Annotated in this window: 16 protein-coding genes; 7 read left to right on the forward strand and 9 right to left on the reverse strand. The window is 69.4% G+C overall.

All coding sequences use genetic code 11. The annotated features are described in order from the left end of the window. Positions 1-63: 63 nt before the first annotated feature. The 6 genes from rpl7ae (at position 64) to ACFQE9_RS10875 (ending at position 3,447) form a co-directional block, all read left to right on the forward strand. Positions 64-426: a 50S ribosomal protein L7Ae gene (gene rpl7ae / locus ACFQE9_RS10850; RefSeq protein ID WP_379744305.1), complete on the forward strand. Its 363-nt coding sequence runs from the start codon at positions 64-66 to the stop codon at positions 424-426. Between the two features lie 6 nt (positions 427-432). Further along, the gene (locus tag ACFQE9_RS10855; protein WP_379744307.1) at positions 433-657 is read left to right on the forward strand and encodes a 30S ribosomal protein S28e; all 225 of its coding nucleotides are present in this window, start codon (positions 433-435) and stop codon (positions 655-657) included. A 2-nt stretch (positions 658-659) separates the two neighbouring features. Beyond that, a complete protein-coding gene (locus ACFQE9_RS10860) occupies positions 660-854 on the forward strand; it encodes a 50S ribosomal protein L24e (RefSeq protein ID WP_379744309.1) in 195 nt (64 codons plus the stop codon). Beyond that, entirely contained in the window at positions 851-1,333 is a 483-nt protein-coding gene (ndk, locus tag ACFQE9_RS10865; protein ID WP_379744311.1) for a nucleoside-diphosphate kinase, read from the forward strand. The genes ACFQE9_RS10860 and ndk overlap by 4 nt, the downstream gene beginning before the upstream one ends. Positions 1,334-1,532: 199 nt before the next feature. Then, on the forward strand, positions 1,533-3,077 hold the full coding sequence (locus ACFQE9_RS10870; protein WP_379744313.1) for an acyl-CoA carboxylase subunit beta: 1,545 nt from the start codon (positions 1,533-1,535) through the stop codon (positions 3,075-3,077). Positions 3,078-3,081: 4 nt separating this feature from the next. Next, positions 3,082-3,447, forward strand: coding sequence for a hypothetical protein (locus ACFQE9_RS10875; RefSeq protein WP_379744315.1), 366 nt, complete (start codon positions 3,082-3,084; stop codon positions 3,445-3,447). 33 nt (positions 3,448-3,480) lie between these two features. Here the strand turns inward: ACFQE9_RS10875 and ACFQE9_RS10880 are convergent, their stop codons facing one another. The 5 genes from ACFQE9_RS10880 to ACFQE9_RS10900 all read right to left on the reverse strand — a co-directional run bounded on the left by ACFQE9_RS10880 (position 3,481) and on the right by ACFQE9_RS10900 (position 7,270). Continuing rightward, on the reverse strand, positions 3,481-4,122 hold the full coding sequence (locus tag ACFQE9_RS10880; protein WP_379744317.1) for an HAD family hydrolase: 642 nt from the start codon (positions 4,120-4,122) through the stop codon (positions 3,481-3,483). A gap of 86 nt (positions 4,123-4,208) precedes the next feature. After that, positions 4,209-5,363, reverse strand: a complete 1,155-nt coding sequence (locus tag ACFQE9_RS10885) for an acyl-CoA dehydrogenase family protein (protein WP_379744319.1) — start codon at positions 5,361-5,363, stop codon at positions 4,209-4,211. Positions 5,364-5,419: 56 nt separating this feature from the next. Continuing rightward, on the reverse strand, positions 5,420-6,466 hold the full coding sequence (locus ACFQE9_RS10890) for an AIR synthase family protein (protein WP_379744321.1): 1,047 nt from the start codon (positions 6,464-6,466) through the stop codon (positions 5,420-5,422). Positions 6,467-6,553: 87 nt separating this feature from the next. Then, the gene (locus ACFQE9_RS10895; protein ID WP_379744323.1) at positions 6,554-6,754 is read right to left on the reverse strand and encodes a dodecin; all 201 of its coding nucleotides are present in this window, start codon (positions 6,752-6,754) and stop codon (positions 6,554-6,556) included. Positions 6,755-6,931: 177 nt separating this feature from the next. Next, positions 6,932-7,270 carry a DUF7116 family protein gene (locus ACFQE9_RS10900; RefSeq protein WP_379744325.1) on the reverse strand — a complete coding sequence of 113 codons (339 nt, stop codon included), beginning with the start codon at positions 7,268-7,270 and terminating at the stop codon, positions 6,932-6,934. A 214-nt stretch (positions 7,271-7,484) separates the two neighbouring features. Between ACFQE9_RS10900 and ACFQE9_RS10905 the strand changes: the two genes are divergently transcribed. Next, positions 7,485-8,141: a glycosyltransferase gene (locus ACFQE9_RS10905; RefSeq protein WP_379744327.1), complete on the forward strand. Its 657-nt coding sequence runs from the start codon at positions 7,485-7,487 to the stop codon at positions 8,139-8,141. Here ACFQE9_RS10905 and ACFQE9_RS10910 read toward each other — a convergent pair. From ACFQE9_RS10910 to ACFQE9_RS10925, 4 genes are all read right to left on the reverse strand, one after another. Then, complete coding sequence (locus ACFQE9_RS10910) at positions 8,102-8,419, reverse strand: ubiquitin-like small modifier protein 1 (RefSeq protein WP_379744329.1); 318 nt, start codon at positions 8,417-8,419, stop codon at positions 8,102-8,104. The two genes, ACFQE9_RS10905 and ACFQE9_RS10910, sit on opposite strands and share 40 nt — an antisense overlap. A 129-nt stretch (positions 8,420-8,548) precedes the next feature. Continuing rightward, entirely contained in the window at positions 8,549-9,877 is a 1,329-nt protein-coding gene (locus tag ACFQE9_RS10915; protein ID WP_379744331.1) for a TrkA C-terminal domain-containing protein, read from the reverse strand. After that, positions 9,874-11,124, reverse strand: a complete 1,251-nt coding sequence (locus ACFQE9_RS10920; RefSeq protein WP_379744333.1) for a potassium channel family protein — start codon at positions 11,122-11,124, stop codon at positions 9,874-9,876. The genes ACFQE9_RS10915 and ACFQE9_RS10920 overlap by 4 nt, the downstream gene beginning before the upstream one ends. A 102-nt stretch (positions 11,125-11,226) precedes the next feature. Beyond that, a complete protein-coding gene (locus ACFQE9_RS10925; protein ID WP_379744335.1) occupies positions 11,227-13,818 on the reverse strand; it encodes a DEAD/DEAH box helicase in 2,592 nt (863 codons plus the stop codon). Positions 13,819-13,834 lie beyond the last annotated feature (16 nt).

Here is a 13,834-nt window from a genome sequence, read left to right on the forward strand (position 1 = left end):
GCCGATAGGGACCGACCGCCGGCGCGACCACGCGAGCCCACGAGGGGGATACGGTGAACAACCATGGCAGTTTACGTAGACTACGACACCCCAGCCGACCTCGCCGATCGCGCGCTCGACGCGCTCGAGGTCGCCCGAGACACCGGTACGGTAAAGAAAGGTACGAACGAGACGACAAAGTCCGTCGAACGCGGCAACGCCGACGTCGTCTTCGTCGCCGAGGACGTCTCCCCCGAGGAGATCGTGATGCACCTCCCCGAACTCGCCGAGGAGAAGGGCATCCCGGTCGTCTTCGTCGAGACCCAGGACGACGTCGGTCACGCGGCCGGCCTCGAGGTCGGCTCCGCCGCCGCCGCCGTCGTCGACGCCGGCGAGGCGTCCGACGAGGTCGAGGACATCGCACAGAAGGTCGAGGAACTTCGATAAGCGGCCATGAGCACAGAAGAGGGAACCGGCGACTCGACGGCCGCGGAGGTCATCGAAGTCGTCGGCAAAACCGGGATGCACGGCGAGGCCATGCAGGTCAAATGCCGCATCCAGGAGGGATCGAACCAGGGCCGCATCATCACGCGAAACGTCCTGGGTCCGACCCGCGTGGGCGACGTGCTCCAGCTGCGGGAGACCCAGCGCGACGCCGACTCCATCGGAGGACAGTAACCATGGTCGAGACGCGCACCTGTGATTACACCGGAGAGGAGATCGAGCCCGGAACGGGCACGATGTTCGTCAGGACGGACGGAACGATCCTCCACTTCGTCGACTCGAAGGCGGAGAAGAACTACTTCATGGGTCGCGAGGCGCGCGACCTCGAGTGGACGGAGGCCGGACAGGCCACCAAGGGCGAGGACGAATGAGCCACCACGACGAGCGCACCTTCGTGATGGTCAAACCCGACGGCGTCAACCGCGGGCTCATCGGCGAGGTCGTCTCCCGCTTCGAGGACCGCGGACTGAAGCTCGTCGGCGCGAAGTTCATGCAGATCGACGAGGAGCTCGCCCACGAACACTACGGCGAGCACGCCGACAAGCCGTTCTTCGACGGCCTCGTCGAGTTCATCACCGCGGACCCCGTCTTCGCGATGGTCTGGGAGGGCGCCGACGCGACCCGACAGGTCCGCCGGATGGTCGGCGAGACCGACCCCGCGGAGTCCGCACCGGGCACGATCCGCGGCGACTTCGGCCTCGATCTGGGCCAGAACGTCATCCACGCCTCCGACCACGAGGACGAGGGCGCGAACGAACGCGAGATCGATCTCTTCTTCGACGAGGAGGAGCTGATCGAGTGGACCCCGATCGAGGAGACGTGGGTCTACGAGGACGCCGGCGGCGAGTGAACCGATAGCCGGTACCCTCGCTCGCGTCCGAATTCTTGCGGTGATCGTCGACGTCGCGGAGCCGTCGATCCCGATCGAGAACCGTCGGACGTCCCCATCGATTAGACGATCGTCGAAAGACGGATCGTCGGATAGCAGAACCCTTTTGCCGTCCCTTGCGGAGTTCACACACAATGGATGGAGGTGTCTCGAGGTGACGATGGACGACCGGATCGACGACCTCCGCGAGCGCCGCGAGCGCGCGCGCAAGGGCGGCGGGGAAGAGCGGATCGAGTCCCAACACGAAAAGGGGAAGATGACCGCACGCGAGCGGATCGACTACTTCCTCGACGACGGCACGTTCCACGAGTTCGACCAGTTCCGCACCCACCGCAACCACACCTTCGGCATGGAGGAGAACCAGCTCCCCGGCGACGGCGTCGTGACGGGCTACGGCGAGGTGAACGGCCGCAAGACGTTCGTCTTCGCCCACGACTTCACCGTCTTCGGGGGGTCGCTCGGCGAGGTGTTCGCGGAGAAGGTGTGTAAGGTGATGGACAAGGCCATGGACGTCGGAGCGCCCGTGATCGGGCTCAACGACTCGGCGGGCGCACGCATCCAGGAGGGCGTCGCCGCGCTGGGCGGCTTCGCGGAGATCTTCCGACGTAACACCGAGGCCTCCGGCGTGATCCCGCAGATCTCGGGGATCATGGGCCCGTGTGCCGGCGGGGCCGTCTACTCGCCCGCAATCACCGACTTCACCGTGATGGTGAAGGACACCTCCCACATGTTCATCACCGGACCGGACGTGGTCGAGACGGTGACGGGCGAGGAGGTCAGCTTCGAGGAGCTCGGCGGGGCGGTCACCCACTCGTCGACCTCGGGCGTGGCCCACTTCGCCGAGGAGTCCGAGGAGGACGCCCTCGACCGGATCGCCCGGCTGCTGTCGTATCTCCCGCAGAACAACGTCGAGGACCCGCCGCGGGTCGACCCCTGGGACGACCCGGAGCGCGCGGACGAGGAGCTCGCCGAGATCGTCCCGGACGCCCCCCGAAAGCCCTACGACATGACGGCCGTGATAGAGCGGGTCGTCGACGAGGGGTCGTTCCTCGAGGTCCACGAGAACTTCGCGAAGAACCTCGTCGTCGGGTTCGCCCGGCTCGACGGGCGTTCCGTGGGGATCCTCGCGAACAACCCGCGGGTCAACGCCGGCACGCTCGACATCGAGGCGAGCGAGAAGGGCGCGCGATTCATCCGGTTTTGTGACGCGTTCAACGTGCCCATCGTCACCTTCGAGGACGTGCCCGGCTTCATGCCCGGGACCGACCAGGAACACGGCGGGATCATCCGCCACGGCGCGAAGCTGCTTTACGCCTATTCGGAGGCGACGGTCCCGCTTCTCACCGTCATCACGCGAAAGGCCTACGGCGGCGCCTACTGTGTGATGTCCTCGAAGCACATCGGCGGGGACGTCAACTACGCCTGGCCGACCGCCGAGATCGCGGTCATGGGCCCGAAGGGCGCCGTGAACGTCCTCTATCGCGAGGAGCTGGCCGACGCCGACGACCCGGACGCGCGTCGACAGGAGCTGATCGACGAGTATCGCGAGGAGTTCGCGAACCCCTACACCGCGGCCGACCGCGGGTTCATCGACGACGTGATCGAGCCGACCGAGACCCGAGCGCGTCTCGTCGACGACCTGGAGATGCTCCAGAGCAAGCGGTCCGACCTGCCCGAGAAGAAACACGGCAACATCCCGATCTGATCGAATGTCCCCCGAGACCACCACGGAGCCGGCGGAGATCGAACGCGACGAGGGTGCGGCGAACGGCGGGTCGAAACGAGCGGGAACGACCCCGATCGACCGGATCGCGGAGGGGATCTCGATCCCCACGGACGCCGACCCGGAGGAGGCTGCCGCGATCGTCGCCGCGGTCGCGGCTCACGTTCGCGACCGGGAGGCTGCAGCCGCCGCGGCAGCGGCAGCGGCCGCCGCGGACGCGGAGGACGGCTGGGAGAACGACCGCTGGGCGTTCGCCGGGCGAACCGACACCCTCCAGGGACGCGCCGCCCGCGTGCCGCGCGAGGCGCCGCGGGACGCCTGGACGGCCGCCGGTCGAACCGACCGGTTCTGAACGCGATTCCTCACTCGGAGTGTGCGTGCGAGCTCACTCGGAGTTGACGTACCGAAACTCGACGCCCGCGCGCTCGGCCGTTCGGGCGTCGCGCTCGGAGTCACCGACGAAGAGCGAGCGGGCGGGATCCGCGGAGAGCGCGTCGAGGGCTGCCAGGAGCGGCTCGGGGTCGGGCTTGTAGGTTCCGACGGTATCCCGCCCCACGACGGCGCTTACACGATCGTCGAGGCCGTGTCGATCGAGGGCGATCCGGCAGGCGTCCTCGGAGTTGAGCGAGCAGACGGCCGTCCGGGGAGCCCGGTCGGCATCGAGGATCTCGGCGAACGACAGCCGCCGGGAGTCGCGGGCACCCTCGCGTTCGTGTTCGGCGATCGTCTCCTCGACCACGTCCGCGATGCCGTACTCGGGGGCCGCGGCGTGCAGCTCCCAGAGTCCGTCGGAGGGTGGCTTGACGGCGTGTTCGACGTAAACTCCGAGGACGTCCTGCGCGACCGCGTTCCAGTCGACGCCGAGGCGGACGAGGGTCCCGTCGAGGTCGTAGACGACCGCGTCGTAGGCGTCGGGATCGAAGCCCGGGTCGAGATCGGCGGCAACGGACGTCGAGTCCTCCGTGGAGCCGGGCGATCGCCGATCGCGTGAGTCGTCCGTCGCCTCGGTGACGTCTCGGGAGGTCATACCCGAGATAGGTCCCCCGGGCCACTGTACGTTTCGGTCGATCGGGTTTCGGCTCGAAACGGGCGTTGGATCGGCTCCACGCTGACTCACTCCGGAAGGAGCCCGCGAGCGATGATCGTCTTTTGGATCTGGGTCGTCCCCTCGTAGATCTCCGTGACCTTCGCGTCCCGATAGAGCCGCTCGACCGGGAACTCACGCGTGTATCCGTAGCCGCCGTGGATCTGGATCGCGTCGTTGGCGACGGCGGTGGCCGTCTCGCTGGCGAAGTACTTCGCCATGGAGGCGGCGACGCGGGCGTCCTCGCCGGCCTCGGCTCGCCGGCAGGCGGCCCGGACGAGCTCTCGACTCGCCTCGATCCGGGTCGCCATCTCCGCGATCGTGTGACGGATCGACTGGAACTCGGAGATCGATCGACCGAACTGCTCGCGGTCGGCCGCGTAGGTCGTCGCCTCCTCGAGCGCCGCGCGGGCGAGCCCGACCGCCTGGGCGCCGATCCCGATCCGGCCGCCGGTGAGGATCCGGAAGGCGGACGCGAGGCCCTCGCCGACCTCCGTCAGCCGGTTCTCGGCCGGGATCCGACAGCCGTCGAGGACGACGTCGGTCGTATCGGAGGCGCGAAGCCCGAGCTTCCGCTCCGGCTCGCCCGGCTCGAACCCGTCGGCGTCGGCCGGCACGAGGAACTGCGTGACGGTGTCGGGGTCGTCGGGATCGGTCTTCGCGAAGACGATGGCCACTCCGCCGCGCCGGCCGTTCGTGATCCAGCGTTTGTGCCCGTCGAGGACGTACTCGTCGCCCTCGCGCGTCGCGGTCGTCGTCATCTCCGCGGGGTTCGAGCCGGCCTGCGGCTCCGAGAGACAGAACATGCCGACCGGCCGCCCCGAGCGGGCCATCCGCGGGAGCCACCGCTCGCGCTGGTCGTCGGTGCCGAACGTCGCGATACAGGAGGTGACGAGACAGTGGACCGAGAGGGCGGTCGCGACCGCGAGCCCTCCATAGGCGACCTCCTCGTTGACGATCGCGTAGGTGGATCGATCGGCCGCGACGCCGCCGTGCTCCTCGGGAACGGTGAGTCCGGCCAGGTCGGCCTCCGCGAGCGCGTCCCAGGCGTCCTCGGGAAACGACTCGTTCTCGTCCGCCTCGCGGGCGACCGGCCGGATCTCCTCGGTCGCGATCTCGTGGACGAGTTCCGCGATCGCTCGCTGTTCGGCGGTCAGGCTCGGGTCGGTCCACGGATCGGGCATGCGGGCGGATTCGAGGCGGTCCCGCAAAAACCTGCCCACGCGATCGAAGCCACGAGCTACGCGTCGTCCGACGACGCGTCGGCGGCCTCCCAGAGCGCGTACAGCTCGTCGCGAGGCGGCTCCGGGATCGCCACGCCGTCGAGGACGACGCGGGCCGGATCGGCGTCGCCGGTGTTCGATCGACCGGATCGGTCGTCGCCGGCGTCCGATGCCACGGGTCGGACCTCGCCGACGACCGCCGCCTCGACGCCGACATCGGCGACGGCGTCCAGGGCCGCGTCGACGCGCTCGTCCGGGATCGCGGCCAACAACGCGCCCGATCCGAACGTCCGGAGCGGATCGACGCCGAGGGCGTCACAGCACACGCGGGTCGCATCACGGACGGGCACGTCCTCGCGGTCGACGTCGACGCGGACGTCGGCCGCGCTCGCCATCTCGTGGAGGGCCGTCAACAGCCCGCCCTCGGTCGGGTCGTGCATGGCGGTGGCGAACTCGCGGAGCGCCCTCGCCTCCGGGAGAACGCTCACGTCCTCGAAGTAGCCGAGCGCGTCGTCGATCGTGGCGTCGTCGACGCCGGCCTCGCGGCATTCCTCGGCGAAGTCGCTCGCGAGGATGGCGGTCGCCTCGATCCCGGCTCCCTTCGTCAAGACGATCCGGTCGCCGTGGGTCGCACCGCCCGACGGGAGAAACCGGTCCGTCGTTCCCATCGCGGTCATCGACAGGAGCGGGCGGTCGAGCGCCGGGAGGTACTCGGTGTGGCCGCCGACGATCGAGACGCCGACGTCGCGGGCCGTCGAGTCGAGCTGTTCGGCGAGGGTCCGGCGCGTCTCGGGATCTCGATCCGGCAGGAAGACGGTGCTCGTGAGCCAGCGCGGGTCCGCGCCGCTCACGGCAACGTCGTTGCAGGCGACGTGGACGCCGAGATGGCCGACGCGCTCGGCCGCCAGCGAGATCGGATCGGCGCTCACCACGAGCGTCCGGTCGCCGAGGTCGATCCCGGCGGCGTCCTCGCCGTAGGCCGCCCCCTGAACGACCGCCGGATCGTCGGCGCCGACCGCGTCGAGGAACTCGGAGAGCGCCTCGGGATCGAGTTTTCCCGTCATACCGATCGCTCGAGTGCGCCGCGTCAAAAGGGTGTGCGCTTCGATCCGCGGAAGACCGATCCGCGGACGGACCGGGACGGGAAGTCCTCACTCGGCCAGTTCGAAGGCGATCTCGACCTCCGCCTGGTACTCACGTTCGGGGGCGTTTTTGACCTCCACGCCGAACTCCTCGACCTCGGCCCAGTAGACGTTATCGAGCGTCGCCTCGGCGCGATCGATCGCGTCGTCCGCCGCGTCGTCGAAGCTCTCGGTGCTCGTCCCGATCAGGGAGATCTTCTTGAAAACCATGGGTGATGTTGGCTCGCCCACGGTGATAAATGTACCCGCCGGCTCGCCCGTGGAGTTCGTCGGCCGCTCGATCCCGGGGCGCTTGATCCCGGGGCGCTCGCGACTCGATGGCGAACGGCCGCGATTCGGGTCAGGATCGACCGCGGTTCCCGGGAGCGGCCGCAGTTCCGTCGGCGGTTAGGGACTTCCGGGACGGCCCTGCATCACGTCGAAGTCGCCGTCGTCGCCGACTCCGATGACGGCCCAGTCGAACGGCGGCTTCAGTCCGAGGAGGTGCTCGCGAAGATCGCTCGCCGACCGCTTCCAGGTCACGAAACACCGCAACCGCGGCGTCTCGCCGCCGTCCGCCAGATACGGTTCCGGGTCGGTGGCGTCCTCGGCGCGGATCGGCGTCACGAGCACGCGTCGCCACTTGCGTTCGGCGACGAACTCGGTGCCGTCCTCGCGAACCGAGTATCCCAGTTCTCGAAAAACGTCTCTGGCCTCCGTGGTCGGTGGCATGCTAACAGGGGCCATCTACTCGGGGGTACTCGGCCGAGTGTGATAAGCTTTCTCACAGGGCCGATTCGGCGATCGAACGTCCACCCGCCGTGGCGTCTCACGACTCTCGTGTCGCCTCACGAACTCATCGTGTCGCCTCCCGGACTCTCATGTGCCCCACGAGATCACCGCGCGAGCACGTTGGGGACCGACAAAAGGGCTATCCCGTCCGGAGGAGTGGGTCGTGACGATGGGCGATCCGACGCTGAGCTACGTCGTCCCGGCGTACGACGAGGCCGACTACATCGACGCGACGCTGTCGGCCATTCGGGACCAGTCGACGGACGAGGCGATAGAGGTCGTCGTCGCGGACGGGGGCAGCCACGACGGAACGCGTTCGATCGCCCGCGACCACGGCGCCGCAGTGCTCGTGGAGGACGACGACGGGATCTGGGCGGGGAGGAACCGGGGAGCGGCCGCCGCGAACGGGGAGTGGGTCGCGTTCGTCGACGCCGACACCGTGGTCTCGTCGAACCACTGCGACCGGATGCTGTCGTGTGCTCGAGAGCGCGGGCTGGACGCCGCGAGTTCGCGATGTCGCGTTCCCGGGATCCGGGCGACGTGCATGGAGGCCACCATCAACCACGTGTTTCCGCGGCTGCGACGTCCGGTCCTCCCGGGGTTCAACTTCCTGATCCGCCGCGAGGTCTTCGAGGCGACCGGGGGATTCCCGGCGGTTCCCAACGAGGACACGGCCTACAGCAGGCGACTCGGCCGGACGCATCGAACCGGCTACTGCAGGGAGATCCTCGTCGAGACGTCCCCACGCCGGATCGACCGACAGGGGCTGACCGGGAGCGCGTTCCACTACCTGCGACTCGACTGGCGGCGGCTGCGCTCGTCGTGAGCGTCGGAGCCGCCACTGACGGGGGGAAACAGCGCGAGCTCGTCGCCGTCCTCGAGTTCCGTCTCGAGACCGTCCTCGTGAATGACGTTCTGCCCGTTTCGAAGCAGGTTGATGTGGTCCGCGAGCTCCCCGTCCTCCATGACGCGATCGCGGAGGTCGGGACGGTCCTCGAGGAGGTCCTCCAACGCGTCGCCGACGGTGTCTCCCGGGCCGGCGGAGACGGTCACGGTTCGTCCGCCGGCGGCCTCCGCGAGGTCGGCGAACAGTTTCCACTCCATACCGACCCACCGCCCGCCGGGCGTATGAGGATTACGTCCCGTCGACGTTCGCGTCTCGTTGACGTGCGCCTCATCGACGACGTTCGGGTCTCGCCGACGTGCGTCTCATCGACGTTCGCGCTCCGCCAGTCAGTCTTCCCTCCTCGGGACGTCGGTTCCCGCATCGTCGGCCTCCGAATCGCCGGATTCCACATCGTCGGTCTCCGCATCTCCGGCCGCCTCGGCCTCGACGCGCCGAAGGGCGTCCGGTCGTCCGAGGAGGAAGACGGTGTCGCCGGGCTCGAAGAGCCGATCACGTTCGGGGATCGCCTCGATGGAGGCGCTCGCGGGACGCACCGCGGCGACGACGGCCTCGAGATCTCGAACGCTCGTGCCCACGAGGGGACTTTCGGGACCGATCGTGACGGCGGTCATCGTCTCGTCGGCCGCGCGCAGGAGGCTGGCGAACTCCCGGTCCGCCTGCGGTTCCGCGGGCAGCGTCACGAGCCGATAGGTCTCCGACTCCTCGAGGCGGGCCGCGTCGGTCTCATCGAGCGCGAGCGTCGCGACGTCCCCGGCCGTCGCACGGAGCTCCGCGGTCGCGACCCGCCTCGGGTCGTCGCCGCCGATCCACGCCTGAACGACGTCGCCCGGCGTAGCGGTGTACGGCGGGTCCGCGTGGACGGCGATGGCGGCGGTCCCGGGCGCGAGGGTCGGACCGATCCCGGCGGCTCGCGAGCCGACCGCGAGATACTCGATCTCCCCCTCCTGGGTGACGTCGACGTCGACGTAGTTCACCCCGAAGTCCTCCTTGATGCGGGCGACGAGGCGCTCGCGAAGCTCCGCCACCGTCACCCGACGCGGAAACAGCAGCGTTCGTCCGGCCATCCCCTCCTTCGTCGCCGGGGCGACCGCCTCGTAGGAGTCCATGTCCGCGATGTCCTCCGCGGCCGGCAGCGTGACGGGCGTGACGCGACCGACCGTGCGAACCACGCGTCCGATCTCCCCTTCGAGCTGTTTGCCGCCGGCGACGGCGAAGACGTTCCGGGCGACGACGTCCCCGGTCCAGGCGCCGGCGGGCGCGACGGCCGCGGCGACGCCGACGGCGACGACGTTGAACAGGACGACGTCGACGCGCAACAAGACGACGTCGGTGCCGCCGATGATCGAGCCGAGCGAGGCCGTATTGAGGTACAACACGACCGCGGAGACGCCGAGGAGGACGGCGACGCCCTCGGGGATCCGCTGGCGGAAGTACCACCGATACGCGACGGCGACGCCGCCGGCCGCGAGCACCGCAAGGCAGGCGAAGAGGAGGAGCCCAACCGCCGCCCGAAGCGGCTCCGCGAAGGTCACCTCGACCACGAGCGGCAGGCCCGCCGGCGTCGAACTCCCGGCGTCGGCGGCCGGAACGGGGGTCGGAACGGAGGCCGAGACCGAGGACAGGACCGGGACGAGAACCGAGGCCGGAGGGATCACGCGGCCACCTCCGAGAACCGATCGAGCGCCTCGCGCGTGCCGACGACGAACATCTCGTCGCCGGCGGCCAGCTCGCTCGAGCCCCGCGGGGCGATGGTCCACGAGTCGTGTCGCGCCGCGAGGATCGCGACGTCGTAGGCGTCACGGACGTCCACCTCGCCGATCGTGTGGCCGTCGAGGGGTCCACCCTCGACGACGGAGACGCGTCGAAACCGGGTGCCGGCGCGCCGCAACAGCGTCGTCAGCTCGAACTCGCGGCGGGTTCCCCGCGAGAGCACGAGGACTCGACCGCGATCGGCACGCAGGAGCGCTCCGGCGGCCGACCGATCGACCGCCACCGTGACCCGACCGTCGCCGCCGGTCGTGACGGGAACGGACGGAGCCGTCGGCTCGACATCCGGATCGCCGTCTCCGCCGTCGGTCGCGGCCGGCGGCGTATCGGCGGGCGGATCGGATGCGGGCGAGGGAGGCGATCCGGAGCCGTCGCCGGACCGTGCCGAGACGACGGTTCCCTCGACGGTCGTTTCGGGAGTGATGACGCGGACCTGCTCCCCGCGGGCGATTCCGGTCGGGACGAGCGCGGCGATTGAGACGGCGCGTTTTCCGGGGGGGACCCGCCTGGAGAGTCCGCCCATCGGCGGCGCGGCGTTGACCGTCGCCCGGGCGTTCTCGTCGATGCTCACGGAGACGTCGGCGAGTTCGAACTCCGTTCGAAGCCGGTCGGCGAACCGCGTTTCCAGCACGGAGATCGGGACGTCGGCCGGAAACGTCCAGTCCACCTCGGCGATCGCCTGGCGGGTCTCGGCGGCCAGCGGCGGGTATCCCTCCATGTCGCCGACTTCGCCCGCGATCGCGATCCGCACGCGGCCGCGCGACCCGACGAGATCGATCACGTCCGCCGAGAGCGTCCGGTCCCGAAGCGACCGAAGCGACAGCCGCTTCGGCGCGGTCGCTCCGAGCTTGTCGCCCTGGGCGTGGGCGTACAGCGAGACCATGAGGACGACGACGATGGCCGTCAAGACCGCGGGCGCACGCTCCGACGAGCGGATGGAGGGATCGTTGAGCGCGAGCAGCCCGCCGTTGACGCCGGCGATGGCGAGCGCGAGGACGACCACACCGAATCCGGGGATCGTCACGCCGGTCACGTACTTGAAGACGAAGCCGAGGACTCCCGAGACCAACGCCGGGATGATCCCGGTGAGAAGACCGAGGTAGAGCCCGTAGAGAATTTCGACCGGCAGTTCCATATCGGCCAGTCTCCCGCGGCGTATAAACCGTTACCGACGGACCGGTCGATCGGACCCCCGCGGTCGGACGTTCGGGCGTCCCCGGCGACCGTTCCGGCCGCTTCACCCGCCGACGTACTCGCTGGCGACGACCTCGCGGATCCGGTCCGCCGTCACCTCGCCGACGCCGTCGACCGCGAGGAGGTCCTCGCGCTCCGCGGTCATGACGGCCTCGACCGACTCGAAGTGCTCGAGGAGCGATCGGGCGGTCACCGGGCCGATGTCGGCGATGGACGAGACGACGTACTCCTGTTGTTCGTCGAGCGTCTTCGTCGTCTTCTCGCCGTGGACGCTTACCTCGCGGTCGCGCGTCTCCTGTTCGCGGCGGGCGATCGTCTCGAGGAGTTCCGCGGTCTCCCCCTCGTCGTCGCTTTGCAACACGCTGATCCCGAAATCGACCGCGAGGGAGGCGAGCGCGCCGCGTATCGCGTTGGGGTTCACGTCCCGCTGGGTGTAGAGATCGCCGCCCTCGATGACGAGGATCGGTCGGGCGTACGCCCGGGTCAACTCGCCGACCTGCTCGAACATCGACCGGTCCGAGTCGAGCAGGGAGTCGACGAAGTCGGCCGCGGACTTGCGCTCGATCGCCACCCGATCCGAGAGGACGTAATCGCCGACGGCCAGGGTCTCGAGGCGGGTCACCAGCTCCTCCCGCGTCGAGAGGTCCTTGGCGATCCCCGCGTCGAGTTCGCGCTGGTCGACGACGATCTCCACGCCGTCATCGACGCCAGCGGTCGCGACGACGCCGTCGTCTTCAGCGCCGGCGTCGCCTTCAGCATCGGCGTCATCCTCGAGGTCGGCGTCCGCGCTCCCGCTCGGATCCGAACCCGGATCGCGGTCGGCGGGTTCCGCCTCGGCGTCCGGGTCGGTATCCGCCTTCATCCCAGCGTCGGGATCGACGTCCCCCCCTGTCTCCGCCTCGGCCGCGAAGTCGGTCAGTCCCGGCTGGCGGTCGCCGCCCGCTCCCGGCTGGCGATCGTCGTCGGCCCCTTGCTTGTGGCCCTCGTCCGTCTTCTGCCGGCGATCGTCGTCCTCGCGCTCGCGAGCGTCGCCATCGTCTCCGTCGAACGCCTCCAGTCCCGACTGTGCGCCGCCGCCGATGGCCGACTCGATCTCGCCGGTGGCGGCTTTGAGTTCGCGAAGCTCCTCGCGCATCTGCTTCTCACGACGCCGCGAGATCCAGAAGAACGCCTCGTCGCGGGTGTCCTCGGCCAACAACACCACGACCTCCCCGCTGGCCTGCCGACCCGTCCGACCCTTGCGCTGGATGGACCGGATCGCGGTCGGGACGGGCTCGTAGAACAGGACCAGATCGACCTCCGGGACGTCGAGGCCCTCCTCGGCGACGGACGTCGAGACGAGCACCTCGAACTCGCCGGCCCGAAAGTCCTCGAGAGTGTCGTGCTGGTCGGCCTGGCTCATCCCGTCCGACCCTTCCTTGTCCCCCTGTCCGACGAACCGCTCGACGTCGAAGCTCGCGGAGAGGAACTCGACGAGCGCCTCGGCGGTGTCTCGCGACTCCGTGAAGACGATGGCCCGATCGCCGCCGTTCACCCCGAGCGTCTCCGCGAGGAGCAATCGGGTCTTCGAGAACTTCGGGTGGAGGTCGTCGAACGACTCGGCGAGCCGCATGGCCTCTCGGACCCGCGGCTCCGCGACGAGCCGCTGGCTCGCCTTCGAGGCGCCCGACGATCGGGCGGCGTTGCGCTGGCGCTCGAAGTAGCGGCGGACGGACTCGACCGACTGGGTCTCGACGAGCTCGACGGCCCGCCGGAGCTTCATCACCTCGGCGTGGGTCGACATGCCGGTGTAGCCCTCCGATCGACCCGCGTCCATCATCCGCTTGAGCTTCCCGCGCATCGCGTTGAGGTCGCGCTGGGAGACGTCGGGGCTCGTCGAATCCGCCACGCCGATCGACTTCAGCTGCTCGAGCCGCTCCTCGATGACCTCGTTGATCGCGTCCCGGATCGCCACGAGCTCCTCGGGCAGCTCCACGCGCTCCCAGCGAACGTCGGTGTCGTGGGTGTACTCCGCGACGTCGGCGTCCTCCTCGGTCATCACCTCGACGTTGTCGATCCCGAGGTTGTCACAGACGGTCTCGATCTCCTCGAGGTCGCCGCCGGGCGAGGCGGACATCCCGGTGACGAGCGGGTTCGCGGCGTCGGCGTGGTACCGTTCGGCGATGTAGACGTAGGCGTACTCGCCGGTCGCGCGGTGACACTCGTCGAAGGTGAGGTGGGTCACGTCCGCCACCGAGATCCGGTTGCCAACGAGGTCGTTCTCGACGACCTGTGGGGTCGCGATCGCGATGCGAGCCGACTCCCACAGCTCGGCACGCTCGTCGGGCCGGACGTCGCCGGTGAAGACCACGATCTCGTCGTCGGGGATGGTCAGCGCCTCGCGGTAGAAGTCGGCGTGCTGTTGGACGAGCGGCTTCGTCGGCGCGAGAAACAGCGCCTTCCCGCCCGCCTCCTGGAGGCGTTCCGCGGTGACGAGGAGGCTCACGGTCGTCTTTCCGAGGCCGGTCGGCAGACACACGAGGGTGTTCGCGTCCCGCGCGGCCGTCGCGAGGCGAAGCTGGTAGCGACGCCGCTGGAGGAAGCCGTCGACTAAAAGCGGGTGGTCGATGCTCGCCGCGTCGGCCTCGGTCGCCATCGGCGGCACTTGGCCG

Origin of the sequence: Halopenitus salinus (assembly GCF_042662125.1) — an archaeon.
In the GTDB taxonomy this organism is placed as follows: Archaea; Halobacteriota; Halobacteria; order Halobacteriales; family Haloferacaceae; genus Halopenitus; species Halopenitus salinus.

Coding starts and splice junctions, on each gene's coding strand:
- rpl7ae (WP_379744305.1), top strand. CDS start 64: ATGGCAGTTTACGTAGACTACGACACCCCAGCCGACCTCGCCGATCGC.
- ACFQE9_RS10855 (WP_379744307.1), top strand. CDS start 433: ATGAGCACAGAAGAGGGAACCGGCGACTCGACGGCCGCGGAGGTCATC.
- ACFQE9_RS10860 (WP_379744309.1), top strand. CDS start 660: ATGGTCGAGACGCGCACCTGTGATTACACCGGAGAGGAGATCGAGCCC.
- ndk (WP_379744311.1), top strand. CDS start 851: ATGAGCCACCACGACGAGCGCACCTTCGTGATGGTCAAACCCGACGGC.
- ACFQE9_RS10870 (WP_379744313.1), top strand. CDS start 1,533: ATGGACGACCGGATCGACGACCTCCGCGAGCGCCGCGAGCGCGCGCGC.
- ACFQE9_RS10875 (WP_379744315.1), top strand. CDS start 3,082: ATGTCCCCCGAGACCACCACGGAGCCGGCGGAGATCGAACGCGACGAG.
- ACFQE9_RS10880 (WP_379744317.1), bottom strand. CDS start 4,122: ATGACCTCCCGAGACGTCACCGAGGCGACGGACGACTCACGCGATCGG.
- ACFQE9_RS10885 (WP_379744319.1), bottom strand. CDS start 5,363: ATGCCCGATCCGTGGACCGACCCGAGCCTGACCGCCGAACAGCGAGCG.
- ACFQE9_RS10890 (WP_379744321.1), bottom strand. CDS start 6,466: ATGACGGGAAAACTCGATCCCGAGGCGCTCTCCGAGTTCCTCGACGCG.
- ACFQE9_RS10895 (WP_379744323.1), bottom strand. CDS start 6,754: ATGGTTTTCAAGAAGATCTCCCTGATCGGGACGAGCACCGAGAGCTTC.
- ACFQE9_RS10900 (WP_379744325.1), bottom strand. CDS start 7,270: ATGGCCCCTGTTAGCATGCCACCGACCACGGAGGCCAGAGACGTTTTT.
- ACFQE9_RS10905 (WP_379744327.1), top strand. CDS start 7,485: ATGGGCGATCCGACGCTGAGCTACGTCGTCCCGGCGTACGACGAGGCC.
- ACFQE9_RS10910 (WP_379744329.1), bottom strand. CDS start 8,419: ATGGAGTGGAAACTGTTCGCCGACCTCGCGGAGGCCGCCGGCGGACGA.
- ACFQE9_RS10920 (WP_379744333.1), bottom strand. CDS start 11,124: ATGGAACTGCCGGTCGAAATTCTCTACGGGCTCTACCTCGGTCTTCTC.
- ACFQE9_RS10925 (WP_379744335.1), bottom strand. CDS start 13,818: ATGGCGACCGAGGCCGACGCGGCGAGCATCGACCACCCGCTTTTAGTC.